20 protein-coding genes and 1 pseudogene are annotated in these 24,204 nt (G+C 73.7%); 6 read left to right on the top strand and 15 right to left on the bottom strand.

What is annotated here, in order from left to right; translation table 11 throughout:
• Window positions 1-55: 55 nt before the first annotated feature.
• Window positions 56-853 (bottom strand): carbon-nitrogen family hydrolase, encoded by a 798-nt coding sequence (locus ACFVSN_RS15885; protein WP_380445556.1) that lies wholly within the window; start codon window positions 851-853, stop codon window positions 56-58.
• Window positions 854-1,026: 173 nt separating this feature from the next.
• Between ACFVSN_RS15885 and ACFVSN_RS15880 the strand changes: the two genes are divergently transcribed.
• Window positions 1,027-1,848: a maleylpyruvate isomerase family mycothiol-dependent enzyme gene (locus tag ACFVSN_RS15880; protein WP_380498511.1), complete on the top strand. Its 822-nt coding sequence runs from the start codon at window positions 1,027-1,029 to the stop codon at window positions 1,846-1,848.
• A gap of 157 nt (window positions 1,849-2,005) precedes the next feature.
• Entirely contained in the window at window positions 2,006-2,830 is an 825-nt protein-coding gene (locus ACFVSN_RS15875; protein ID WP_387955475.1) for a Bro-N domain-containing protein, read from the top strand.
• Between the two features lie 96 nt (window positions 2,831-2,926).
• Here ACFVSN_RS15875 and ACFVSN_RS15870 read toward each other — a convergent pair whose 3' ends face one another.
• The 3 genes from ACFVSN_RS15870 to ACFVSN_RS15860 form a co-directional block, all read right to left on the bottom strand.
• Window positions 2,927-4,261, bottom strand: coding sequence for a nitrate/nitrite transporter (locus ACFVSN_RS15870; protein WP_387955473.1), 1,335 nt, complete (start codon window positions 4,259-4,261; stop codon window positions 2,927-2,929).
• Between the two features lie 73 nt (window positions 4,262-4,334).
• Complete coding sequence (locus tag ACFVSN_RS15865; protein WP_380498513.1) at window positions 4,335-5,513, bottom strand: M64 family metallopeptidase; 1,179 nt, start codon at window positions 5,511-5,513, stop codon at window positions 4,335-4,337.
• 206 nt (window positions 5,514-5,719) lie between these two features.
• Window positions 5,720-6,946, bottom strand: coding sequence for a benzoate/H(+) symporter BenE family transporter (locus ACFVSN_RS15860; protein WP_387955471.1), 1,227 nt, complete (start codon window positions 6,944-6,946; stop codon window positions 5,720-5,722).
• Between the two features lie 208 nt (window positions 6,947-7,154).
• Here ACFVSN_RS15860 and ACFVSN_RS15855 point away from each other — a divergent pair, with 208 nt between their 5' ends.
• Entirely contained in the window at window positions 7,155-8,102 is a 948-nt protein-coding gene (locus tag ACFVSN_RS15855; RefSeq protein WP_387955469.1) for an LPXTG cell wall anchor domain-containing protein, read from the top strand.
• A gap of 256 nt (window positions 8,103-8,358) precedes the next feature.
• Complete coding sequence (locus ACFVSN_RS15850) at window positions 8,359-9,291, top strand: LPXTG cell wall anchor domain-containing protein (RefSeq protein WP_387955467.1); 933 nt, start codon at window positions 8,359-8,361, stop codon at window positions 9,289-9,291.
• Window positions 9,292-9,371: 80 nt separating this feature from the next.
• Here ACFVSN_RS15850 and ACFVSN_RS15845 read toward each other — a convergent pair whose 3' ends face one another.
• Genes ACFVSN_RS15845 through pdhA form a run of 3 tightly spaced genes read right to left on the bottom strand, consistent with a single transcriptional unit; the run spans window position 9,372 to window position 12,973 of the window.
• Entirely contained in the window at window positions 9,372-10,829 is a 1,458-nt protein-coding gene (locus ACFVSN_RS15845) for a dihydrolipoamide acetyltransferase family protein (protein WP_387955465.1), read from the bottom strand.
• Between the two features lie 15 nt (window positions 10,830-10,844).
• Window positions 10,845-11,819, bottom strand: a complete 975-nt coding sequence (locus ACFVSN_RS15840) for an alpha-ketoacid dehydrogenase subunit beta (RefSeq protein ID WP_380441665.1) — start codon at window positions 11,817-11,819, stop codon at window positions 10,845-10,847.
• The gene (gene pdhA, locus ACFVSN_RS15835) at window positions 11,819-12,973 is read right to left on the bottom strand and encodes a pyruvate dehydrogenase (acetyl-transferring) E1 component subunit alpha (RefSeq protein WP_380441667.1); all 1,155 of its coding nucleotides are present in this window, start codon (window positions 12,971-12,973) and stop codon (window positions 11,819-11,821) included. Before pdhA ends, ACFVSN_RS15840 begins: the two co-directional genes overlap by 1 nt.
• Before the next feature lie 424 nt (window positions 12,974-13,397).
• Between pdhA and ACFVSN_RS15830 the strand changes: the two genes are divergently transcribed.
• Window positions 13,398-14,057 carry a response regulator gene (locus tag ACFVSN_RS15830; RefSeq protein WP_380441668.1) on the top strand — a complete coding sequence of 220 codons (660 nt, stop codon included), beginning with the start codon at window positions 13,398-13,400 and terminating at the stop codon, window positions 14,055-14,057.
• Window positions 14,058-14,124: 67 nt separating this feature from the next.
• The gene (locus tag ACFVSN_RS15825) at window positions 14,125-15,243 is read left to right on the top strand and encodes a phosphotransferase (RefSeq protein ID WP_387955463.1); all 1,119 of its coding nucleotides are present in this window, start codon (window positions 14,125-14,127) and stop codon (window positions 15,241-15,243) included.
• A gap of 29 nt (window positions 15,244-15,272) precedes the next feature.
• On the opposite strand, the gene ACFVSN_RS15820 is transcribed toward ACFVSN_RS15825, so the two are convergent.
• The 8 genes and pseudogenes from ACFVSN_RS15820 to ACFVSN_RS15785 all read right to left on the bottom strand — a co-directional run.
• A complete protein-coding gene (locus ACFVSN_RS15820; RefSeq protein WP_380498518.1) occupies window positions 15,273-17,039 on the bottom strand; it encodes a protein kinase in 1,767 nt (588 codons plus the stop codon).
• A gap of 111 nt (window positions 17,040-17,150) precedes the next feature.
• On the bottom strand, window positions 17,151-18,560 hold the full coding sequence (locus tag ACFVSN_RS15815; protein ID WP_380498519.1) for a protein kinase: 1,410 nt from the start codon (window positions 18,558-18,560) through the stop codon (window positions 17,151-17,153).
• A 300-nt stretch (window positions 18,561-18,860) separates the two neighbouring features.
• Entirely contained in the window at window positions 18,861-19,436 is a 576-nt protein-coding gene (locus tag ACFVSN_RS15810) for a bacterial proteasome activator family protein (RefSeq protein ID WP_359970521.1), read from the bottom strand.
• Between the two features lie 267 nt (window positions 19,437-19,703).
• Window positions 19,704-20,357, bottom strand: a complete 654-nt coding sequence (locus ACFVSN_RS15805; protein WP_387955460.1) for a hypothetical protein — start codon at window positions 20,355-20,357, stop codon at window positions 19,704-19,706.
• A 137-nt stretch (window positions 20,358-20,494) separates the two neighbouring features.
• On the bottom strand, window positions 20,495-21,472 hold the full coding sequence (locus ACFVSN_RS15800; RefSeq protein ID WP_380507168.1) for an NAD(P)H-quinone oxidoreductase: 978 nt from the start codon (window positions 21,470-21,472) through the stop codon (window positions 20,495-20,497).
• Window positions 21,473-21,584: 112 nt separating this feature from the next.
• Window positions 21,585-22,631, bottom strand: a complete 1,047-nt coding sequence (locus ACFVSN_RS15795) for a potassium channel family protein (RefSeq protein WP_380441680.1) — start codon at window positions 22,629-22,631, stop codon at window positions 21,585-21,587.
• Window positions 22,632-22,656: 25 nt separating this feature from the next.
• Window positions 22,657-23,838 (bottom strand): molybdopterin molybdotransferase MoeA, encoded by a 1,182-nt coding sequence (locus ACFVSN_RS15790; RefSeq protein WP_387955603.1) that lies wholly within the window; start codon window positions 23,836-23,838, stop codon window positions 22,657-22,659.
• 50 nt (window positions 23,839-23,888) lie between these two features.
• Window positions 23,889-24,195, bottom strand: a pseudogene (locus tag ACFVSN_RS15785) (DUF6457 domain-containing protein); the annotation flags it as partial.
• Window positions 24,196-24,204 lie beyond the last annotated feature (9 nt).

The raw sequence follows: 24,204 nt of genomic DNA, 5'->3' as shown, positions 1-24,204 counted from the left end.
GGTACAAACCAACCCCGGGAACGGCCGGATCCCGCCCGTTCCGTCCCCTCCGGCGTCAGCGCTGGACCGGCGCCGGGATCCCCAGCAGGCGGTCCCGCAGCACCGGGAACTCCGCCCGCGCCTTGGCCACCTCGGCCGGGTCGAACTCGACGGTCAGCACCTGCTCCCCCGCCCCGGCCTCGGCCAGCACCCGGCCCCACGGGTCCACCACGATGCTGTGCCCGGCCTGCTCGACCCCGCCGTGCGTCCCGGCGGTGTTGCACGCGAGGACGTACGCCTGCTCCTCCACCGCGCGCGCCCGGGCCAGCAGCGTCCAGTGCTCGCGGCGCCGCGCCGGCCAGGCCGCCGGGACGACCAGCAGCTGCGCGCCCGCGTCGAGCAGGGCCCGGAACAGCTCGGGGAAGCGCAGGTCGTAGCAGGTGGCCAGGCCGAGCGTGCCGAAGTCGGTCGCGGCCGTGACGATCTCCTGCCCGGCGCCCATCACCACCGCCTCGCCGCTGTCGAAGCCGAAGCGGTGGATCTTGCGGTAGGTGTGCACGAGCTCGCCGTCGGGGGCGAACAGCAGCGAGGTGTTGTAGATCGGCCCGTCCGGGTCGCGTTCGACGATCGAACCGGCGTGCAACCAGACCCCGGCGGCCCGGGCGGCGGCCGCCATGGCGTCCGAGGTGGGCCCGTCGAGCGTCTCCGCGCCCTCCGACCAGAGGTCGTAGGCGAAGCCCCCGAGCGGCCACAGCTCGGGCAGGACCACCAGGTCACAGCCGTGCTGGGCCCGTACCAGGGAGGCCGCCCTGGCCCGTCGCTCGGCCGGCGGCTCGGCGTCGGAGACCGCGAGTTGGATCAATGAAGCGCGCACAGTACCACCGTCCACGGCAAGAGTCCTACGATCGTCACCCGAAAGCGCTGCCCGGCTGTCACCCGGCAGCGTAACGTGCGGTTAGCGTGTGCGCCCGAAGGCCGGACCGACCCGGCCGGCCGACGGGGCAGGGTGCGCGCGGCAAGGCAGCTGACGGAGGGCCGGAGATTCCCGTGACGGACAACCAGACCGTGCAGGCGCACACCGAGGCGTGGACGCAGAGCATCGAGTCCATATCCGAACTGGTGACCCCCCTGCCGGAGGGCGCCTGGAACCGCGCCACCGAGTGCCCCGGCTGGTCCGTGCGGGACGTCGTCTCGCACATCATCGCCGTCGAGTCCGAGCTGCTCGGCGACCCCCGCCCGATCCACGCGCTGCCGCGCGACCTGCGCCACGTCACGAGCGAGTTCGCCCGCTACGTCGAGCTGCCGGTGGACAAGCGCCGCTGCCACACCGCGCTGGAGATGACCGGCGAGCTGGAGTACACGATCATCCGCCGCTCGCGGGCCCTGCGCAACGCGCGGCAGACGCCCGAGGAGCCGGTGCGCTGGCCGGCCGGCCCGTTCGCCCGGGACGTGCCGTACCACGAGCTGCTGCGGCTGCGGGCCTTCGACGTCTGGGTGCACGAGCAGGACCTGCGCCGGGCCCTGGCCGCACCCGGCAACCTGGCCTCCCCGGCCGCCCTGGTCGCCCGGGACGTCCTGCTGGAGAGGCTGCCCAAGGCCGTCGCCCACACCGCGGGCGCCCCGGCCGGGACGACCCTCGTGCTGGACGTCACCGGCCCGGTCGAGTTCCTGCGCACCGTGCGGGTCGACGCGGCCGGCCGCGGCACCGTGGACGAGTCGGTCAGCCTGGCCCCCGACGTCCAGCTGACCATGGACTGGGAGACGTACGTCCGCCTCGCCTGCGGCCGCGGCCGCCCGGGCCCGGTGGGCGTCGAGGGCGACAAGGAGCTGGCCGAGCGGGTGCTGGCCACGTTCTCGGTCACCATCTGAGAGGGCAGTCGCGCACCACCCGGCGTACACGCACAACCGTGCGCCGGGGCGGTACGCCTCGTGCATCCGTGCGTCAACGTGGGACCAGTACGCCACTCGTTCGACCTCGTTGTTCCGAGCAGTCCTGCCATCACTCGGAAGAAGGAGGGGCGTCCCCATGGACGACGAACAGGAACAGCAGGAACAGATGGTGCTGGTGCGGTCGAGCTTCCCGGTCACGGGCCAGCCGATCAGGGTGGTGATGATCGACGGGCAGCCGTGGTTCGTCACGGCGGACGTGTGCCGAGTGCTCGGCCGCAGCAATCCGAGCGAGGCACACAAGATCGTGAAGCCGATGAACGCACGGATGGTCGACCTGCGCCTGGTAACCATCAGAAATTCTGATGGTTACCAGGTTCCCGCAGGTCAGAAACCATACAGGCGTGGAAATCCCATGCTTGGGGTCATCAGCGAGACGGGTCTGTACACCCTGATCATGAGGTCGACCAAGCCGAACGCGCAGCCCTTCCAGGAATGGGTCACCCGCGACCTCCTCCCGTCCATCCGCCGCGGGGACACCGACATCCCCACCCAGCAGCGGCGGATGGCGGAGACCCTCACCGAGGCGATCGGCCAGCAGGTGCAGATCATCGCCGAGATCGACCACGAGGACTGGCCGGGAGTCGTCATCCACTCGGACGGGACGGTGCACTGTCGGCACGGGGAGATGGTCTTCCACATGCCGACGCGGGAGGAGGACAGCGGGCCGCCCTTCGGCGCCTACTACGCCTGCCCATCCGTGGAGCGGGTCGGGATCCGGGGCAGCAGGGTCGTCCCCGGCTGCCCGAAGCTGAAGCTGGTGGACCTGGTCCGCCTGCGGCGTGAAGCGCAGCACGAGTCGGCTCCACCTGACCACGGGCTCATGCACGCAGAGCTCCATGGCGCCCGGATCTACGGGACGCCACCGCAGATGGCCGCGATGATGCGGGAGTACGGTCGCTGACGTATGCCCCCGGTATGAGTGAGTTCAACTCACTCATACCGGGGGCATTAACCTTCCCCAAAGGATGGCTAATCGCGTTTTCGCAGGTCAGAAACCCTACGCACCCACTGCCACTAGCCTCCGCCGCAGCCGCAGGATCATCGCCGTCCCCACCGCCAGCGGCACGTACTGCCAGCAGAACGCCCACCGGAAGGCGTCCGCCGAGTACGTCTCCGCGCCGGCCGGGGCCAGGGCGTCGAGCAGGACGCCGATGCCGAACAGGGTGATCATCGTGCCGATGAAGCCGCCCATGTTGACGATGCCGGAGGCCGTCCCGAGCCGCTCCACCGGGTTGCGGGCGCGGGCGTAGTCCAGGCCGACCAGCGAGGCCGGGCCGTTGCTGCCCATCACCAGGATGATCCCGACGAGCAGCCACACCGGCGGGTGCGCGCCGGGCCAGGCCAGCACCAGCGCCCAGCCCAGCGCGGTGGCCCCGATCACCGTGAACACGATCGGCATCCGGGCGCGCGGCGAGAAGGACAGCACCCGGCCGAACACGAAGCCGCAGGTCATGTTGGAGAGCACCAGGAGGGTCAGCAGCCCGCCGGCCCCGGCGCGCGTCATGCCCTGCGCCTCGACCAGGTAGGGCAGGCCCCAGAGCAGGCCGAAGGCGTTGCCGGGGAACTGCGTCGTGAAGTGCACCCAGAGTCCGAGCCTCGTGCCGGGCTCCTGCCAGCACTCCCGGACCTGCCGCCCGATCCCGGTCCGCGGCCGGTGCTGATCGACCGGCTCGGCCACGGCGGGCGCGTCCTTCAGGAACAGCGCGACCAGCGCGAACACCGCCACGCCCAGCAGCGCGATCGCCGCGAAGGTCGGCGTCCAGCCCTCGCTGTGCAGCACCTGCGCGAGCACCACCGTCGTGAACAGGTTGCCGCCCATCCCGACGAGGCCGGTCAGCTGCGCCACGAACGGGTTCTTCGCCGCCGGGAACCAGCGCGCGGCGATCCGCAGCACGCTGATGAAGGTCATCGCGTCCCCGCAGCCCAGCACCGCGCGGGAGGCCAGCGCGGGGGCGAACGAGGAGCTGAACGCGAAGGCCAGCTGCCCGGTGCTCAGCAGCAGGACGCCGAGCAGCAGCACCCGCCGCGGCCCGAACCGGTCCACCAGCAGCCCGACGGGCACCTGCATGGCCGCGTAGACCAGCACCTGGAGGATCGAGAAGGTGGAGAGCGCCGAGGCGCCGATCCCGAAGCGCTCGGCGGCGTCCAGCCCGGCCACGCCGAGGCTGGTGCGGTGGATCACCGCGAGGACGTAGACGCTGACGCCGACCGACCACGCGAGCCACGCGGCGCGCCCGCCGGGCGGGGACGCGAAGGCGGCCGGGGACTCGTCGGAGGAGCGGGGAGCGGGGGCGGACAGGGGACGGACTGAACGGTCTGGCTCCACGGGCATAGTGCGTCCAGGGTAGTCATCCCATGATTGGACGCCCAGAGTGGGGTACGACCGATCTCCCCGGGACCTGCGCTCAGCCGGTGACCGTCCAGGACACCGAGCGGGTCATGTACTTGTCCCGGAAGCCCTCGTCGCGCACCCAGTCCGTGGTGTCCCGGACGGTCGCCGTGACGGTGGCGGCGCGGCCGGCCGGGATGTTCAGCTGCGCCGAGTCCAGCCGCCCGCCGTTCACCGTCCGCGGATCCGCCGGGACGCCGTCCACCGTCCAGTCCACCCGCAGCTGGCGCGGCCCGGACAGCGGCAGCGGCCGGGCGTCCAGCTGCGGGCGGCCGTCGACCTCGCCGGGCGGCGGCACCGGGGGGTCGGTCGGGCGGATCCGGCGGTACAGCTCCTCGATGATCGCCTCGCGCGAGGGCAGGTTGTAGGCACTGCCCAGGGTGCGCATCACCGAGTCCTGCGTCGGCCGGTAGAGGCCGTTGGCGCTGCGGTACGCCCCGACCGTCCCGGCGCCGTCCGGGGACGCGGCGCCCAGCCAGCGCCACCACTTGGTCTGCTTCTTGCGCATGTCGTCGGCGTTGAGGGTCGAGAGGTTCGGGTAGTCGGCGTCGTCCGGCGCGGAGTCGTACTCGTCCCCGAGGTCCCCCACGGTGTGGCCGATCTCGTGCTGGATGATCCGCCCCGCGTCCGGGCTGCCGCCCGCCAGGGTGGTCACCCCGGTGCCCCCGGCGCCGCCGTACTCGGTCGAGTTCGCCAGCGCTATCAGGTACTGCGGCCCGGCGCTGTCCCCCGCCAGCCGGGCGGTGGCCGCCTCGTCAGCGCAGAGCAGCCGGGCGGTGCCCTCGCACCAGAAGTGCATGCCGAGCGGGGTCGAGGGGTTGCGGCCGCGGCTCTCGGTCTCGGCTATCCCGGAGACCGGCGAGAGCACCTCGACCCGCCGTATGTTGAAGAACGCCTGGTAGCTGCGGAACGGCTCGATGTCCATCAGCGAGTGCCAGGCCCGGTCCGCCTGCTGCTGGAAGAGGTCCTGCTCGGCCGCCGTGTAGCCGTCGCCGAGCAGCACCAGGGTGATCCGGTTGGCCGGGTCGCCGGTGCGGCGTATGTCGACGGTCGGGGCGGGCGCGGCGCCGCGCAGGTCGGCGCGCTGCGCCGTGTGCGGCGGCACCGCCCGGTCGACGGGGGCGCCGGCCCCGATCACGCCGAACGGCGAGGGGCCGACCAGTTCCAGGGCGGCCGGGAGTACGGCGGTGGACACCAGCACGAGCGCGGCCAGACTCCGAACGAGACGGCCAGGGTTGCCAGGCGGCATACGGGTGCGTCCTCGGGGCTCCGGTCACCCGGTGTCGCCCGGGTGGTGGAGCGGAGACGTACCCGACCCGGCGTGTCGCCCCCACCGGCGGACGAAAAAGTCACCGACCTGGCCGAACGATCCACATCGGACCAGTCATACCAATGAATCTGTCAGGGCTTCCGCGCCAGGCCGAGCACCAGGTGCGTCCCCAGCCCGAACAGCAGCCCCCAGAACGCCGAACCGATCCCGAACAGGCCCATCCCCGACGCACTCGCCAGGAACGTCACCACCGCCGCGTCCCGCCCCCGCTCCTCCGCGACCGCCGCCGCCAGGCTGCCCTGCAGCGACGCCAGCAGCGCGACCCCCGCGATCACCGCGATCAGCTCCTTCGGCAGCCCGGTGAACAGGCTCACCAGCACCCCGCCGAAGCTCCCCACCACGACGTACAGCGCCCCCGAGGACATCCCCGCGACGTAGCGCCGCCGCGGGTCCGGGTGGGCCTCCGGGCCCGAGCAGATCGCCGCCGTGATCGCCGCGAGGTTGACCCCGGGCGAGCCGAACGGCGCCATCAGCAGCGACATCGCGCCGGTCGACCCGATCAGCAGCCGGTCGTCCGCCCGGTACCCGAAGGCCCGCATCACCCCGAGGCCCGGCGCGTTCTGCGAGGCCAGGACGACGATCGTGAGCGGCAGCGCCAGCCCCACCACGGCCGACCAGGAGAACGCGGGCACCGTCAGGACCGGCACGGTCGGCCCGCCCGACCCCACCCGCAGCGGCAGGCCGACCGTGACCGCCGCCAGCACCCCGCCCACCAGCAGCGCCACCGGCACGGCGTAGCGCGGCGCGAACCGCTTGGCCAGCAGGAACGCCGCGAAGCTCCCCACCACCAGCACGGGTGCGCCGTGCACCGCCCCGAAGATCCCGGCGCCGAACGAGAACAGGATGCCCGCGAGCATCGCGTTGACGATCCCCACCGGCACCGCCGCGATCAGCCGCCCGAACCAGCCCGTCACCCCGAACAGCGTCACCACGACCGCACACACGACGTACGCCCCGACCGCCTCCCGGTACGGGTACGCCCCGAGGCTCGTCACCAGCAGCGCCGCCCCCGGCGTCGACCAGGCCGTGATCACCGGCGTGCGGGTCCACCAGCTCAGCAGGAACCCGCTCACCCCGCTGCCGACGCCCACCGCCCAGATCCAGGACGCCGTGTGCGCCGCGTCCAGCCGCCCCGCCGAGGCCGCCGCGAGGACCACCACCAGCGGCCCCGAGAACGACACCGCGATGCACACCAGCCCCGCCAGCAACGCCGTCCCCGACGCGTCCCGCCGCAGCGACCGCCGCTCCCCGTCCCCGCCCGGCACCGTCCCCGGACGGACAGTCAGCTCATCCGTCATTCCGGCAGTATCCCGAAACACGGCTCCGGAAGGCTTCCGAAAAAACTTCTGAACCCACCTGCAACCACCGGCGGGGATGCGCGTCTATACGGATGAAGGCACGGAGAGCGAGACCGGCAGAGCCGGGGGGCGCTTCCGCTCAGGAGGAGCGGAGCCGGTCGTCTTCACCCACCACACCGTCAGACCCATGACCCTGGGGAGTCACGTCATGCGCACGTCCGTTATCACCCACTTTGCGAAGAACACCCGCTCGCTCTCCACCCGCCGCACCCTCGCCACGCTCGCCACCACCGCCGTCCTCGCCGGCGGCATCCAGATCCTCACCACCGACACCGCCTGGGCCTGCTCCGGCCCCTACCAGGGCCCCGGCACCACCATCTCGGCCGACGCTCGGGCGCGGCACCACGCGAACCCCCTGGACGCCGACATCATCGAGCCGAACCCGACCTCGCTGACCGCCGGTTCGAGCATCGAGTTCGGCGTGAAGCTGCTCAACCTCAGCGGAGCCGACTACGACAACGCCGCGTTCGGCCTCACCCTGAAGGACGACAGCGGCGCGAACCGCCTCCGCACCGGGGACGCGACCATCGAGGCGATGATCAACGGCACCTGGACGAAGCTCGGCATCGACGACGGATGCGGCGGCGAGGCCGTCCGGGTCGACACCGGGTCGTTGGGCCAGCACCTGGCCGACGGCCGGACGGCTCGGGTGATGTTCCGGTTGCACCTGGCCGCCAGTGCCCCGAAGGACCTCACCATGCTCTCGGTCACCGCCTCGCCCTGGGCGGAGGCCGGACCCGCCAGCAAGCCCGTGGGCGTGGGCATCAGGGTCCTCCACGCCAACGGCGAGGCCAAGCCCGCCGGCAAGCCCACGGTCACGGCGAAGCCGAGCGCCCCGGCCAAGCCCGCGCCCGGCAAGCCCGCCGCGGACGAGACCAAGACCGCCGCTCCGGCCGCGCCCGCCGCCGAGGCACCCAAGTCCCCTGTCGTGGCGCCGACTTCCGCCCCGGCCACCACCGCCCCGGACGGCGCCACCGAGCTCGCACACACCGGTTCCTCCTCCACCAACGGCTTCCTCGCCCTGTCCGCCGCCGCGCTGCTCGCACTCGGCGCGGGCGTCCTGATCGCCGTCCGTCGCCTCCGTCCCCAGCGGTAACCGACGAACGGACACCACGAAGGGGCCTTCCTCCACACGGCGGTGTGGAGGAAGGCCCCTTCTTCTCGCGCTAGCAGCAGACGTCCGAAAAACTTTTTGAACTCACCTGCAACCACCAGCGCAGATGCGCGTCTATACGGATGAAGGCACGGAGAGCGAGACCGGCAGAGCCGGGGGGCGCTTCCGCTCAGGAGGAGCGGAGCCGGTCGTCTTCACCCACCACACCGTCAGACCCATGACCCTGGGGAGTCACGTCATGCGCACGTCCGTTATCACCCGCTTTGCGAAGAACACCCGCTCGCTCTCCACCCGCCGCACCCTCGCCGCCCTCGCCACCACCGCCGTCCTCGCCGGCGGCATCCAGATCCTCACCACCGACACCGCCTGGGCCTGTGCCGGTCCGTACGAGGTGACGACTCCGGCCACCCCGGCCCCGGCCGCCACCCACAACGGCGACCTCACCGCTTCCTTCCACCAGACCCGGGACGGCCAGACCCTCATCGCGGGCGGCCCGAAGGTGGAGGTGGGCGTCGGCATCACCAACTTCACCGGTGCGCCCTACGAGAACGTCGCGGCGTCCATCTGGCTGTTCAACCCGGTGCCCGGCACCGGCCTCCGGACCGAGGACTTCACGGTCGAGGTGGCGTCCGGCGGGACCTGGAAGCCGGTCGCCCTCAGCCCCGGTTGCGACCCGTCGCTCCACACCAACGCCTCGCCTGCCACCGTCGTCAAGCACCTCGAGAACGGCCGGGCGGAGCACTTCACCTTCCGCATCGGCCTCTCCGCGAAGGCCCCCAAGAACCTGGGCAAGGTCAAGATCGGGGTCCTCGGGCAGGCTCCCGGTTCCCAGGCCGTGGTCGGCGACTCGAACTTCACTTTCCCGGTGGAGCACCCGGCCGCCGCCCAGCCCGTCCCGACCGCCACCGCCAAGCCGAGCGCCCCGGCCAAGGCCAAGACCACTCCCGTCGCCCCGGCCAAGCCCGCCGCGGACGAGACCAAGACCGCCGCTCCGGCCGCCGAGGCGCCCAAGTCCCCCGCCGCGAACTCGACTTCCGCGCCGGCCGGCACCCCCGAGCTCGCCCAGACCGGCTCCTCCTCCAACGGCTTCCTCGCCGGCTCCGCCGCCGCCCTCCTCGCACTCGGCGCGGGCGTCCTGATCGCCGTCCGTCGCCTCCGTCCCCAGCGGTAACCGACGGACGGACACCACGAAGGGGCCTTCCTCCACACCGATGTGCGGAGGAAGGCCCCTTCCGTGGTCCTACCGGCCGGTCAGCCCCAGGTGATCAGGCGCTTCGGCTGCTCCAGGAGGGCGGCCACGTCGGCCAGCACCCTGGAGCCCAGTTCCCCGTCCACCAGGCGGTGGTCGAAGGAGAGGGCCAGCGTGGTCACCTGACGCGGGACCACCTTGCCCTTGTGCACCCACGGCAGCTCCCGGACCGCGCCGAAGGCGAGGATCGCGGCCTCGCCCGGGTTGAGGATCGGGGTGCCGGTGTCGACGCCGAAGACGCCGACGTTGGTGATGGTGACCGTGCCGCCCTGCATGTCGGCCGGCGAGGTCTTGCCCTGGCGGGCGGTCTCGACCAGTTCGCCGAGCGACGTGGCCAGCCCGGTCAGGGTCTTGGCGCCGGCGTCCTTGATGTTGGGCACGATCAGGCCGCGCGGGGTGGCCGCGGCGATGCCGAGGTTCACCTGGCCCTTGATGACGATCTCCTGGGCCGCCTCGTCCCACTGCGCGTTGATCTCGGGGTGCCGCTTGATCGCGGTGAGCAGCGCCTTGGCGACGATCAGCAGCGGGCTGACCCGGACGTCCCGGCCCAGCTCGCCGCTCTCCTTGAGCCGGCGGACGAACTTCATCGTGCGGGTCACGTCGACCTGGACGAACTCGGTGACGTGCGGCGCGGTGAACGCCGAGGCCACCATGGCCTGCGCGGTGGCCTTGCGGACGCCCTTGATCGGCACCCGGACGTCGCCCGCGGCGGACCCGGACACGACGACCGGAGCCTCGGCCGGCTCGGCCGCGACGGGCTCGGCGGCAACGACGGCGGCAGCGACCGCGGCCGGAGCCGAGGCCGCGGCGGCCAGGGCCGACGCGTGCGCGTGCACGTCCTCGCGGGTGACGACGCCGTCACGGCCGGTGGGGGTGACCGCGCGCAGGTCGATGCCGAGGTCCTTGGCCAGCTTGCGCACCGGCGGCTTGGCCAACGGCCGTTCGCCGGCGTGCTGTTCGGCCACGACAGGAGCCACGACGGGAGCCACGACAGGAGCCGGAGCCGCGGGGGCGGCCGGCGCGGCCACGACCGTGGTCGTGGTGGTCCGACGGGCCCGGCGCTGGGCGGTGCCGGTCCGCGGACCGTAGCCGACCAGCACCTCGCGCCGCTCGGGCTCGGCCGGCGCGGCCGGCGCCTCGGCCGCCGGAGCGGCGGGGGCGGCCTGCACGGCGGGGGCGGCCGGAGCCGGGGCCCCGCCCTCCCCGGCGACCGCGACCGAGATGATCACGGTGCCGACGTCGACCGTCGCGCCCTCGGGGAAGAAGAGCTGCTCGACGACCCCGTTGAACGGGATCGGCAGCTCCACCGCGGCCTTGGCGGTCTCCACCTCGCAGACGACCTGGCCGTCCGTCACCGTGTCACCCGGCTTGACGTACCAGCTGAGGATCTCGGCCTCGGTGAGGCCCTCGCCCACATCGGGCATCTTGAACTCGCGGAGCGAGCGAACTTCGGTGGTCATCTTCGCTCCCCGGTATCAGAACGCGAGCGCGCGGTCGACGGCGTCGAGCACGCGGTCCAGGTCGGGCAGGAATGCCTCCTCGACCCGGGACGGCGGGTACGGCGCGTAGTAGCCGCCGACCCGCAGGACCGGCGCCTCCAGGTGGTAGAAGCACCGCTCGGTGAGGCGGGCGGCCAGCTCGGCGCCCATGCCCAGGAACACCGGCGCCTCGTGCACCACGACGGCCCGGCCGGTGCGCTTGACCGACTCCTCCAGGGTGGCGAAGTCCACCGGGGAGAGCGAGCGCACGTCGACGACCTCCAGGCGGCGGCCGTCCTCCTCGGCGGCCGCGGCGGCCTCCAGGCAGACCTTGACCATCGGGCCGTACGCGATCAGCGTCGCGTCGGTGCCGGGCCGGACGATCCGGGCGTCGTACAGGCCCAGGTCGGCGGCGTCGCCGACCTCGCCCTTGTCCCAGTAGCGGCGCTTGGGCTCCAGGAAGATCACCGGGTCGTCGGAGGCGATGGCCTGCCGCAGCATCCAGTGCGCGTCGTGCGCGCTGGACGGGGTGACCACGCGCAGGCCGGCGGTGTGCGCGAAGTACGCCTCGTGCGACTCGCTGTGGTGCTCGACCGCGCCGATGCCGCCCGCGTAGGGGATCCGGATGGTGACCGGCATCTTGACGTGCCCGAGCGCGCGGGCGTGCATCTTGGCCAGCTGGGAGACGATCTGGTCGAAGGCCGGGTAGACGAAGCCGTCGAACTGGATCTCCACGACCGGGCGGTAGCCGCGCAGCGCGAGGCCGATCGCGGTGCCGACGATGCCCGACTCGGCGAGCGGGCTGTCGATGACCCGGCCCTCGCCGAAGTCCTTCTGCAGGCCGTCGGTGATCCGGAAGACGCCGCCGAGCTTGCCGATGTCCTCGCCCATCAGGAGGGTCTTCGGGTCGTCCTCCAGCGACTTGCGCAGGGCGCTGTTGAGCGCCTTCGCGATGCTGAGCTGACCGGCCATCAGAGGTTCTCCCCCGCCTCGAAGGAGGCCGCGTACTGGACGTACTCGGCCCGTTCCTCATCGACCAGCCCGTGCGGCTCGCTGTACACGTGGTCGAAGATCAGCGTCGGGTCCGGGTCCGGCATGCTGCGCACGCCCTCGCGCACCCGCAGCCCCAGCTGCTCGCTCTCGGCGTCGATCGCGGCGAAGAACTCCTCGTCCGCGAGGCCCTCCTTCTCCAGGAGGGTGCGCAGCCGCAGGATCGGGTCCTTGGCCTTCCAGGCCTCGGTCTCCTCGGTGAGCCGGTAGCGGGTCGGGTCGTCGGAGGTGGTGTGGGCGCCCATCCGGTAGGTGAACGCCTCGATCAGCACCGGGCCGTTGCCGTTGCGGGCGTGGTCGAGCGCCCAGCGGGTCACGGCCAGGCAGGCCAGCACGTCGTTGCCGTCGACCCGGACGCCCGGGAAGCCGAAGCCGGAGGCGCGGCGGTACAGCGGGATCTTGGTCTGCGTGGTGGTGGGCTCGGAGATCGCCCACTGGTTGTTCTGGCAGAAGAACACCACGGGGGCGTTGTAGACCGAGGCGAAGGTGAAGGCCTCGTTGACGTCGCCCTGGCTGGAGGCGCCGTCGCCGAAGTACGCGATGACCGCGTCGTCCGCGCCGTCCTTGGTGATGCCCATCGCGTAGCCGGTCGCGTGCAGGGCCTGCGCGCCGATCACGATGGTGTACAGGTGGAAGTTCTTCTCGTTCGGGTCCCAGCCGCCGTGGTTCACGCCGCGGAACATGCCGAGCAGGTTCAGCGGGTCGACGTCGCGGCACCAGGCCACGCCGTGCTCGCGGTAGGTGGGGAAGGCGTAGTCGCCGGTGCGCATGGCACGACCGGAGCCGACCTGGGCGGCCTCCTGGCCGAGCAGCGAGGCCCACAGGCCCAGCTCGCCCTGGCGCTGGAGCGCGGTGGCCTCGCCGTCGAACCGGCGCACCAGCACCAGGTCGCGGTAGAGGGCGCGCAGCTCCTCCGGAGTGGTGGTGAGCGGGTAGTCCGGGTGCTCGACCCGCTCGCCTTCCGGCGTGAGCAGTTGGACGAGCTCCGGCTGGGCGTCCGTACCCGTGGCGCGCAGGGTGTCAGGGACGGAGGGGGCCGCCTTCTTGCGGGCCCTCGCCGTGCTTTTGACGGTCACGTTCACTCCTCGGTCTGTCCGGCCGCCCGGGGTCGCCGGTGACCGGTCCGGTCACCGCCTCGCGGGGCGCGTGGGTATGCGCACCTGTTGCGGGGCAGGTGGTGATCCTGTTCCGACGGCGTCCCTCACGAGAACGTTACCCAGCGTCCGCCCTTGGCGCGCCTGCGCTAGGACGTCCTACTTGTTCAGGGCCTACAACCCCGTGGGTGCCGCGCTCGGCTCGCCGTCGGTTGGGTGGGGGTGACGGACCGCGTGACGCAGCTCTCAATTCGGGCGCCTTCAGGACACCAGCGCACGTTATCCGGGCGACGGCCCGTACGTAAGGGGGTTCTCGGTATCGGTTTCGGACCGGTCTGGCCGGAACACGCCCCTGGGGCAGTACGTACGAGAGGCCACTTGTAGGGTCATATGGGAGGTTTTGGGTGTGAGTGATAACGGACAAATCAGAGTTTTCCTGCTCGACGACCACGAGGTGGTCCGACGGGGCGTGCACGACCTGCTCTCGGTCGAGGACGACATCGAGGTGGTCGGGGAGGCCGGCACCGCCGCCGAGGCGATCACCCGGATCCCCGCCGTCCACCCGGACGTGGCGGTGCTCGACGTGCGCCTGCCGGACGGCAACGGGGTCGAGGTCTGCCGGGAGGTCCGCTCGCGGCTGCCCGAGCTGAAGTGCCTGATGCTGACCTCCTTCTCGGACGACGAGGCGCTGTTCGACTCGATCATGGCCGGGGCCTCCGGCTACGTCCTGAAGGCCATCCGCGGCACCGACCTGATCACCGCGGTGCGGGACGTCGCGGCCGGCAAGTCGCTGCTCGACCCGGTCGCCACCAGCCGGGTGCTCGCCCGGCTGCGCGACGGCGGCGAGAAGGAGGACGAACGGCTCGCCCAGCTCACCAAGCAGGAGCGCCGGATCCTCGATCTGATCGGCGAGGGGATGACGAATCGTCAGATCGGCAACGAGTTGCACCTGGCCGAGAAGACGGTGAAGAACTACGTCTCCAGTCTGCTCGCCAAGATGGGCATGGAGCGGCGCACCCAGGCGGCGGCCTTCGTGGCCCGGCACCAGGCCGACCAGCAGCACTGAGCCCGGGCAGCATCACAGTTCTGACGACTTGTCAAGGGCCCCCGCCAGGGGGCCATAACCTCTGGCTGTGACTTTCAGCCAGACCCTCGCCTGCGCCCCGGCCCGCCCCGACCTCGCCGCCCCGCCGATAGGGACCCTCAGCCCGCCCGTCCCGCGCGCCGCCCTGGCCGAGGTGCTGTGCCGCTACCCGATCGGACGGATACTGACCGCCGAACCGGTCGCCGAGGGCCTGCTCAACCGCGGCTACCGGGTCGTGACCGAGGCCGGTCCCCATTTCTTGAAGTGCTACGTCGACGCCGCCACCGCCAACCGTCCGAAGATCGTCGCCCACCACCGCGCCATGGCCGCGCTGCACGCCCTCGGCCTGCCCGTCGCACCCCCGCTGACCCGCACCGACGGCGCCGGGACGGTGGCCTCCTCCGGCGGCCGGCTGTTCGCCGTGTTCCCGTGGGTGGATGGCCGACACCGGCACGGTACGGAGCTCCCCCTGCCGCAGTGCGACGCTCTCGGCGCGCTGCTCGGCCACCTGCACGGCGCGCTCGACGACGTCTGCGCCCCGCTCGACCAGCCCGACGGCTACCGCAGCGCCGACCCGCTCGACAGCGCCGACCTCGCCCGCGACCTGCTCGGACACGCCCGCGCCCACCGCCCCCACGGCGACCTCGACGCCCTGGTCGAACGCCGGCTCGCCGAACGGCTGGAACTGCTCGCCGACCACGCCCACCGCCGCCCCGCCCCGCAGGCCGCCCCGCCCACCGGCTGGACCCACGGCGACTTCCACGGCCTCAACCTGCTCCACCCGGCGGCGCTCGACGCCCCCGGCGCGCCCGGGGCGGACGGCGTCGTGGCCGTCCTGGACTGGGACAAGCTCGGCCCGCAGCCGCGCGCCGAGGAGGCCGTCCGCGCCGCCACCCTGCTCTTCAACGACCGGACGACGGGCACGCTCGACCTCGTCCGGGTCCGGCACTACTCGCAGGCCTACCGGGCCACCGGCGCCGCCACCCCCGAACACCTCGCCGCCGCCGCCCACCGGGTCTGGTGGGAGCGGCTGAACGACTTCTGGATGCTGCAGTGGCGCTACCAGCGGGGCGACCACCGGGCCGACTCGCTGTACCCCGCCTCCGCGGGCCAGTTGGCGTGGTGGTGCCAGGAGTACGAACAGGTCCTGGACGCCTTCGCCAACTGACCCCGGCCGGAAGCCGGTTCAGCCCCCGATCAGCCGAGCGTCGGCGGCGGCGTGATCGGGGGCTTGCCCGTCGGCGGCGCCGGCTGGCTGGTCCCCGGGTTCGCGCCGGTCGGCGTGCTGCCGCCGCCGCTCGGCGTCGACGGCGCCGTCGTCGGGGTGCTGGACGCCGACGAGGAGGCGGTCGGGGAGTGCGTCCCGGTCGGCGTCGGCGTCTGGCTCTGCGTGTGCTTGTTCGTCGGCTGCGGCGACATGTTGGTGCCGCCGTTGCCGCCGCCGTAGTTGCCGTTGTCGGTCGGCTGCGAGGGCTTCCGGCTGTTCGTGTTGGAGGCCGGCGGGCTCTGGCTGCCGCTCGCGGGCGGCGTGGTGGCGTCGGTGCTGCTCACCGCCGGGGCGGGCGTGCTGGGACCGAGGTTGGTGCCGCCGCCACCGCCGCCACCGCCTCCGCCGCTGAGCGCGAGCGCGATGCCGACGCCGGCCGCGACCAGGACGGCCGCGATGCCGGCCACCCAGCCCCACGGCCCGCGCCGCCGCCCGTACCCGTCGTCGTCCCCGCCGTCGTGGCCGTCGTCGTAGGGGCCGCCGGGGCCCTGGTAGGGCGAGGACGGGGTGTGCGGGCCCGCGGGCGGCCGGCCGCCGTGGTACGGCAGCACCGAGGTCGCGTCGCCCGCGCCGATCGCGCCGAAGGCCGCGGTGGCCGCCGTCTGGTCCGGCCGGATCACCTGCGTGGCGCCGGTGTCGCCGGGCGCCGCGGGCAGCCCGGCCGTGGCGCCGGCCCAGCCGGCCCCGGCCGCGCCGTGCATCTCGCGCAGCGCGTGCTGGACGTGCGCGCGGAACTCGTCGGCGTCCTGGAAGCGGTCGTCCGGGTTCTTCGCGAGCGAGCGCAGCACGATCCCGTCGAGGCCGACCGGCACCCGGCTGTTGGCCTGCGAGGGCGGCACCGGCGGGTCCTGGACGTGCTGGTAGACCACCGAGAGCGGGGTGTCGCCGGTGAACGGCGGGCGCAGCGTCAGCAGCTCGTAGAGCATGCAGCCGGCCGCGTAGAGGTCGGAGCGGTGGTCGACCGGCTTGCCGAGGGCCTGCTCGGGCGACAGGTACTGCGGGGTGCCCATCACCATGCCGGTCTGGGTCATGGTGGTGGCCCCGCCGGTCAGCGCGCGGGCGATGCCGAAGTCCATCACCTTGACCGCGCCGGTGGTCGTGATGATCACGTTGGCGGGCTTGATGTCGCGGTGCACGATGCCGTGCCGGTGGCTGTAGGCGAGCGCCTCCAGCACCCCGGCGATGATGATCAGCGCCTGGTCGACCGGCGGCGCGGCCTCGTCCACCAGCAGTTCGCGGACGGTCCGGCCCTCGACCAGCTCCATCACGATGTACGGGGTGGACTCGTCGCCGAAGTACTCCTCGCCCGTGTCGTAGACCGAGACGATCGAGTGGTGGTTGAGGGCCGCGACGGCGTGCGCCTCGCGGGTGAACCGCGCCCGGGCGATGTCGTCCTGGGCGAGCTCGCCGCGCAGCAGCTTGACCGCGACGGTCCGGCCGAGCCGGATGTCCTCGGCGGCGAAGACCTCGGCCATGCCGCCGCGGCCGAGCCGGTGGGTCATCCGGTAGCGGCCGTCACCGACCGTGCCCAGGGGGGCGGCGGTGCCGCGCCCGGGGGTCTGCGGGCCGCCGGGCGGCACCGGCGGGAACGCGCTGGTCGCGGCGTCGCTCCCGGGCGCGCTCGGCTGCGGGGCCCCGCCGGTCCGGCCGGCCGCCCGGGCGCCCTCGTCGTCGTCCGGATGCTGCGTCTGTGCCATCGCTCCTCGCCCCGGGCGTTCGCTCGGATCGCGGTGCCCTGTCGCTTTCGTATCCCCGAACGCTACCGCCTCCGGCGCGCGCCGTGACACGCCCGATCCGGCCGCGACCGGTCAGAGCAGGCCGGAGCGCTCCGGGGCGTCCAGCACCAGCACCACGGCGGACGGCGCGGCACTGCCGTACGTGGTGCTGTGGGTGTTGTTCTTCGCCTTGTTGATCACGATCGCGATGATGATGCCCGCCAGGACGAGCACACCGATGATGATCATGATGACCACGGCCGCCGTCGAGCAGCCGCCCCCGCCGGCCGCCGGGGCCGGGTTCGGCCGGTACGGCGGCACGGGCTGCGGCGGCGGGGTGTGCGCGGGCCGCTGGAACGGCTGCGGCGTCTGGTACGCCGGCGGCGGGGTCTGGTACTGCGGCTGCTGCTGCGGGAAGGGGTGCGGCGTCTGCGGGGCCTGCGGACGCGGGGTCTGGTAGGCCGGCGGCGGCGTCTGGTACTGCGGCTGCTGCGGCGCACCGCCCTGCTGGAGGTACTGCGGGTGCGGCGTGGCCGGGTTCTGCGGCGCGGCGTGCACCGAGCGCGGGCCCTCGTTGATCACCAGCGGCGTGCTCGCCTGCAGCGAGTGCCCGCCGCCGCCCTTGAGCTCGGCGATCAGCCGCTCCGCCTCGTCCCGCATGGCCTCGGCGCTCGCGAAGCGGTGCGCCGGGTCCTTGCGCAGCGCCTGGGCCACGAACGCGTCCACCGCCGGCGGGAGCGACGGGTTCATCGTGGACGGCGCCGGCGGCTCCTCCTGCACGTGCTTGTAGGCGATCGAGAACGCCGAGTCGCCGTCGAAGACCAGCTGGCCGGTGAGCATCTCGAAGAGCATCACGCCGACCGAGTACAGGTCGGAGCGGGCGTCGACCGGCTTGCCGAGGGCCTGCTCGGGCGACAGGTACTGCGGGGTGCCGACCACCATGCCGGTCTGGGTCATCGACGTGACGCCGGATTCCAGCGCCCGGGCGATGCCGAAGTCCATGACCTTGACGTTGCCCTTGCGGTCGAACATGACGTTGCCGGGCTTGATGTCGCGGTGCACGAGACCCATGTCGTGCGAGGCCTCCAGCGCGTTCAGCACGCCGATGGTGACCCGCAGGGCCTCCTCGGTCGGCATCGCGCCGTACTGCGCGACCGCCTCGTTGATCGTCTCGCGCAGGCCCTTGCCGTCGATCAGCTGCATGACGATGTACGGCGTGCTGGAGCCGTCGGGGGCGACGTCCTCGCCGCTGTCGTACACCGTGACGATGTTCGGGTGCTCCAGGCGGGCCACCGCCTGCGCCTCGCGGCGGAACCGCTCCTTGAACGAGTCGTCCCGGCCCAGCTCGCTGTGCATGCTCTTCAGCGCGACCTGGCGGCCCAGCACGCTGTCGAACGCGAGGTGCACGGATGCCATGCCGCCCTCGCCCAGCAGCCGCTGCAACACGTAGCGGCCGTTGCCCAGGGAGTAGCCCTCGACCGCCGCGTTGCCGTGCTCGCTCATCTGCTGCTCCCCCTCGGCGCGGGCGTCACCGCCGCGACCGTGACGTTCGGTCTCGTCCGTACGTGCTGCGGTCCGGGCCCGTCGGCCGGCCCGGCCCCCTGCCGCGGCGGCTGCACCGGCCTGCGACAGGGGGCCAGGGTATCGGCTCCCGCCGACGGTGATCGGTCCAGGGCCGCTCCGCGGGGATCGGCCCGGTGGCTACCCGCCGGTAGCCCGCCCGGCGGCGGGCCGTCCCGGTACGACCGGCGGGTGCGCCGTGCGGGCGCGGCCCGCGGGTGTGGCCGCGGGCCGCGGGTGGGCCTAAAGGTACGGACCGGAGCGGATCCCGCGGCCCTGGCCGGGCTCGTCCTCGTCCGGCTCGCCGCCGTGCAGACCGGGCGGCAGCGCCCGGCGCATCTGCTCCAGCTGCGCCCGCGCGGCCATCTGCTGCGCGAACAGCGCGGTCTGGATCCCGTGGAACAGCCCCTCCAGCCAGCCGACCAGCTGGGCCTGCGCGATCCGCAGCTCCGCCTCGGTCGGGATGGAGTCCTCGGTGAACGGCAGCGACAGCCGCTCCAGCTCCGCGACCAGCTCGGGAGCCAGGCCCAGTTCCAGCTCCTTGATGGAGCTCGCGTGGATGTCCTTCAGCCGCGCCCGGCTGGCCTCGTCGAGGGGCGCCGCCCGGACCTCCTCCAGCAGCTGCTTGATCATGCTGCCGATCCGCATGACCTTGGCGGGCTGCTCGACCATCTCGGTCACCGGGAGCTCGCGCGGCCCCTCGCCCTCGTCGTCCCCCGCCGGGCCCGCGAACCCCTGGCCCACCGGCATCCCGTCCGGTCCGAGGATCAGCACCTTCTGGCCGTCCTGCGACGAGCTCTCGTTCATCGGATTCGTCATGAACAACATTCTCTCTCACTGGGGTTGGTCGGGCGGAAGCCCCCGGCCCGCACGGCCGGTCCCGACGGTACGCCCCGGCCGGCCCCTCGGGAATCCGTACGGATACTCAGTTCTCGCGCGCCGCACCGCCGCACCACCCCCCGATCCACCGCAACCCCGCACACAACCTCCCCCACACCCACCCGCGCCGCACCGACCCTCCTCCGCCGGATCCGAGCCCCCGCGCACACGGCCGCCCCGCCCCGCCGCCCGTCTCCCGTCGGGCGGTTACCAGCCCCTGCGCAGACGCAGGCCGACCAGGCCGAGGCCGCAGCCGATGAGGCCCAGGCCGGCGCCGAGGGGGAGCTGCAGGGTGGAGGCGTCGCCCCAGCGGGCCGGGATCACGGTGGGGGCGGCGATGGCCTGCGTGGCGGCCGTCGCGGCGGTGTCCGGGGCTGCGTCGTCGGCCGGGGTGTCCGGGGCGTCGGCGTCGGCGGTCCCGGGAGCCTGTTCGGCGGACTGGTCCGGGGCCTGCTCGACGGCCCCGTCGGACGCCTGGTCGGGCGCCTGGTCCGGCGCCTGCTGCGGCGATGTGTCCGGCGCCTGCTCCGGCGCGGCGGGCCGGTGGCGGTGGGCGCGCGGGTCCCAGTCGTCCGGGCGGGAGTGGGTGGCCGCACGCTCCGGCGGCGCGGCGGACGGGACGGCGCCCCCGAACCAGCCGGACCCGTCCGGCCCGTCCGACCGGTCCGCGCCGTCGGCCCGGTCCGCGGCCTCCGCCGAGCTCGCCGCCCCCGGTCCGGGGGCGGCGACGGCCACCGTCGCGGCGGCCAGCGGCAGGACCAGCCCGAGCACGGCCGCCGCGGCCAGCCGGCGGGCCCGGGCGGGGCGGCGGGAGGGAGCGGCGGGCAGCGGCCCGAGGTGCGCGTGCGTTGGTGCGGCCACGGTCGGAGGTCCTTCCGACGGCCGACCGCGCGGGGCGGGGTCGGCGGCGGGACAGCTCCGGACCAGCCTCACACACTCCGGCAATCAGGGCATTTCGGACGCCCCTCGGGTGCTGGTACCGCCGCACCCGCAAGGCCTCAGGCCCGCAGCACGACCTTGCCCACCTGCTCCCCCCGCTCCAGCACCCCGTGCGCCACCCCGGCCTCCGTCAGCGGCAGCACCCGGTCGACGACCGGCTTGACCACGCCCGACTCGACCAGCGGCCACACGTGCTCCCGCACCGCCGCCACGATCGCCGCCTTCTCGGCCAGCGGCCGCCCGCGCAGGTTGGTGGCGACGACCGCGCCGCGCTTGCGCAGCAGCGTGTTGAGGTCCAGCTCGCCCTTCACCCCGCCCTGCAGCCCGATGATCACCAGCCGTCCGTTGACGGCGAGCGCGTCGACGTTCCGCTGCAGGTACTTGGCGCCCATGATGTCGAGGATCACGTCCGCCCCGGCCCCGTCGGTGGCCTCCCGGAGCGCCTCGACGAAGTCCTGCTCCCGGTAGTCGATCACGATGTCCGCCCCGAGCTCGGCGCACCGCGCGAGCTTCCCGGCGCTGCCGGCCGTGACCGCCACCCGGGCGCCGACGGCCTTGGCCAGCTGGATCGCCATCGTCCCGATGCCGCTGGCGCCGCCGTGCACCAGCACGGTCTCGCCGGGCCGCAGGTGCGCGGTGAGGAAGACGTTGGACCACACCGTGCAGGCCACCTCGGGCAGCGCCGCGGCCTCCTCGAAGCCGAGCCCCTTCGGCAGCGGCAGCAGCTGCCCGGTCGGCACCGCGACGCGCTGCGCGTAGCCGCCGCCGGCCAGCAGCGCGCACACCTCGTCGCCGACGGCCCAGCCGGACACGCCCGGCCCGAGGGCGGCGATCCGCCCGGCGCATTCGAGCCCCGGGTACACCGGGGAGCCGGGCGGCGGGTTGTAGAAGCCCTGCCGCTGGAGCAGGTCGGCCCGGTTGACGGCGGTGGCCACCACGTCGACCAGCACCTCGCCCTCACCGGGCACCGGGTCCGGCACCTCCGCCCAGACGAGCGCCTCGGGACCACCGGGTACGGGAATCGTCATCGCATGCATGCCCCGAACCTACTGCGCACCGCCCCCGGCCCGGGGCAACGGCTTGGGGCCTGTCTTCGAACTCCCGCCTGCCGTGCGGGCGGACGACGGGAGTTCGAAGACGGGCCCCGACTCACCCCGCCGACTTGATGACGATCACCCGGTCGGTGAGCTGGAGCACGGCGGCCTCCGGCTCGGTGTAGTTGATCACCCGCCGGCCGCGGACCACCGCCACCACGAGGTCCTCGCACGCACGCGGGCTGTGCCCGGCCTCGGCCCGGGTGACCGGCCGCTCGACGACGTCCAGGCCGTTGCCGTAGGTGAGCAGGTCCTCCATGACCGCCCCGGCGTGCGGGCTGAGCATGGACAGCCCGAGCAGCCGGCCGGCCGAACTGGAGCTGGTGACGACGACGTCCGCGCCGCTCTGGCGCAGCAGCGGCGCGTTCTCGTCCTCACGGACGGCCGCGACCACGGTGGCGGCCTTGTTGAGCTGGCGCGCCGTCAGCGTGACCAGGACGGCGGTGTCGTCCCGCTCGGGCGCGACGACGACCCGGGCGGCCGTCGGCAGCGCCGCGCGCAGCAGGGTGTCGGTGCGGGTGGCGTCGCCGACGACGCCGACGAGCCCGTGCTGGGAGGCGTGTTCGATCACCTTGCGCTGCGGGTCGACGACGACGATCTCGTCCTTCTTGACGCCCTGCCCGAGCAGCGTGTCGACGGCGCTGCGGCCCTTCGTGCCGTACCCGATCACGACGGTGTGCTCGCGCACGGTGGACCTCCAGCGGTTCAACCGCCACTGCTGGCGGGTGCGTTCGGTGAGCACCTCTAGCGTGGTGCCGACCAGGATGATCAGGAACAGCACGCGCAGCGGGGTGATCACCAGGATGTTGGTGAGCCGGGCGCCCGAGCTGTACGGCGTGATGTCGCCGTACCCGGTGGTCGAGAGCGTCACGGTCGCGTAGTACGCGGAGTCGAGGAAGTCGAGCCCGCCGCCGGCGTTGTCGTTGTAGCCGTCCCGGTCGAGGTAGACGATCACCGTGGTGGCGACCAGGACGGCGAGCGCGAGCAGCAGCCGCGAGCCGACCTGCCGGACGGCGGGCGCGCTGCGCCGGGCGGGCAGCACGATCCCGGCGTCCGCCCACGGTTCGGTGCCCGGCGCGGGCCCGCGCAGGAGCTTGCTCATGCGCGGGCCTCCTCGGTTGGCCCGCTCACGGAGCCTCCAGCAGCTCGACGAGGTCGCCGGCCTGCGCACCGCCCGGCGGGACGACGGCGAGCGCCTCGGCCCGGGCCAGGCCGCGCAGCATGGCGGGCCCGTCGAAGGCGAGCGGGACGACGCCGTCGGCGGTGCGCCGGACGGGCAGCAGCCGGGTGTCCGTCGGGTGCCCGGCCAGCGGGACGGCGGCGGGCGCGGGGGCCGGGCCGCCGGCGGGCCGGCCGCTGCGGGCGTGCAGCAGCGGCAGCGCGAGCGTGACGGTGCCGGCGACGGCGGCCAGCGGGTTGCCCGGCAGGCCCACCAGGTGGCGACCGCCGGGGAGTTCGCCCGGGAGCCCGCCCGGTGGCAGTTCGGCGAGCAGCATCGGGTGGCCGGGGCGGACGGCGACGCCGTCGACCAGCAGCCGGGCGCCGACCTCGTCGAGCGCGCGGTGCAGGAAGTCGACCGGGCCGGCCGCGGTGCCGCCGGTGGTGACGACGACGTCGGCGGTGGAGTGCCGGAGCGCGTCCCGCAGCAGACCGAAGTCGTCCCGGACGGAGCGGACTTCGGCCACCTCTGCACCGCACGCCCGCAGCCACGGCGCCAGCATCGGTCCGAGCGCGTCCCGGACGAGACCGGGCCCCGGCACCCCGGACGCGACCAACTCGTCACCGAGGACGAGGAGTTCGACGACCGGGCGGCGGCGGACCGGGAGCCGGTCGTGGCCGCAGGCGGCGGCGAGGCCGAGCACCGCCGCGTCGACGGGGGTGCCGCCGGGCAGCAACGCCTCGCCCCGGCGGCACTCCTGGCCGCGCGGACGGACGTCCTGGCCGGTGGTCGTCGGCCGGGGACCGCAGTCCCGCAGCAGCGCGCCGTCCGTCGAGCCGTGTTCGCGGCGCAGCACGGCGGTGGCACCGGGCGGCAGTTGGGCGCCGGTGGCGATCTCGACGGCGGTGCCGTCGGCCAGCGGCGCGACGGCGGCCCGCCCGGCCAGCAGCCGCCCGGCGACCCGCCAGGGGCCGGGGCCGGCGACCGCCCAGCCGTCCATGGCGGAGGTGTCGAAGGCGGGCAGGTCGGTGAGGGCGGCCAGCGGCTCGGCGAGCGTGTGGCCGAGGGCGGCGGCGAGCGGCAGCACGACCGGCGGCAGCGGGCGCAGCCCGGCCCGGCGGGCGGTCTCGCGGGCCAGTGGCCAGGCCATGGTGCCGGGCCCGGCCGGGGGCGCGGTCACGGCGGTCTCCTCGACGGCCGTCACGGCCGGCCCGGCCTGTCCGGCGCGTCCGGCGCGTCCGGCGCGCTCCAGCGCTCGGCGAGCACGGCGGTGCGGCGGGCCGCCTCGGCGACGGCCTCGGGGCCGCCGCCCTGCTGGGCGGCCGCGTACCCGATCAGAAAGGCGGTCAGCGGTGCGGCCGGCCTGGCCACCCCGTGCGCGACCACCCGGGTGAGGTCCAACAGGCCACGGACATCGACGTCCAGGTCGATCCCGAGTTCGGCGCGGACCTCCGCGATCCAGTCATCCAGCGTGCGCTCCATGCGCCCCATGCTGCCTGATCGGCGGTTTCCCCGG

It is taken from the genome of Kitasatospora sp. NPDC057904 (assembly GCF_042887925.1).
GTDB lineage: Bacteria > Actinomycetota > Actinomycetes > Streptomycetales > Streptomycetaceae > Kitasatospora.
Note: the sequence above shows the minus strand (reverse complement) of the source record. Positions and strands in the feature narration are given on the sequence as shown.

What these genes read in the sequence shown, in the direction of transcription:
- ACFVSN_RS15875 (WP_387955475.1), top strand. Translation starts at nt 2,006, where the DNA reads ATGGACGACGAACAGGAACAGCAGGAACAGATGGTGCTGGTGCGGTCG.
- ACFVSN_RS15870 (WP_387955473.1), bottom strand. Translation starts at nt 4,261, where the DNA reads ATGCCCGTGGAGCCAGACCGTTCAGTCCGTCCCCTGTCCGCCCCCGCT.
- ACFVSN_RS15860 (WP_387955471.1), bottom strand. Translation starts at nt 6,946, where the DNA reads ATGACGGATGAGCTGACTGTCCGTCCGGGGACGGTGCCGGGCGGGGAC.
- ACFVSN_RS15855 (WP_387955469.1), top strand. Translation starts at nt 7,155, where the DNA reads ATGCGCACGTCCGTTATCACCCACTTTGCGAAGAACACCCGCTCGCTC.
- ACFVSN_RS15850 (WP_387955467.1), top strand. Translation starts at nt 8,359, where the DNA reads ATGCGCACGTCCGTTATCACCCGCTTTGCGAAGAACACCCGCTCGCTC.
- ACFVSN_RS15845 (WP_387955465.1), bottom strand. Translation starts at nt 10,829, where the DNA reads ATGACCACCGAAGTTCGCTCGCTCCGCGAGTTCAAGATGCCCGATGTG.
- ACFVSN_RS15840 (WP_380441665.1), bottom strand. Translation starts at nt 11,819, where the DNA reads ATGGCCGGTCAGCTCAGCATCGCGAAGGCGCTCAACAGCGCCCTGCGC.
- ACFVSN_RS15820 (WP_380498518.1), bottom strand. Translation starts at nt 17,039, where the DNA reads ATGGCACAGACGCAGCATCCGGACGACGACGAGGGCGCCCGGGCGGCC.
- ACFVSN_RS15815 (WP_380498519.1), bottom strand. Translation starts at nt 18,560, where the DNA reads ATGAGCGAGCACGGCAACGCGGCGGTCGAGGGCTACTCCCTGGGCAAC.
- ACFVSN_RS15810 (WP_359970521.1), bottom strand. Translation starts at nt 19,436, where the DNA reads ATGACGAATCCGATGAACGAGAGCTCGTCGCAGGACGGCCAGAAGGTG.
- ACFVSN_RS15800 (WP_380507168.1), bottom strand. Translation starts at nt 21,472, where the DNA reads ATGCATGCGATGACGATTCCCGTACCCGGTGGTCCCGAGGCGCTCGTC.
- ACFVSN_RS15795 (WP_380441680.1), bottom strand. Translation starts at nt 22,631, where the DNA reads ATGAGCAAGCTCCTGCGCGGGCCCGCGCCGGGCACCGAACCGTGGGCG.
- ACFVSN_RS15790 (WP_387955603.1), bottom strand. Translation starts at nt 23,838, where the DNA reads ATGGCCTGGCCACTGGCCCGCGAGACCGCCCGCCGGGCCGGGCTGCGC.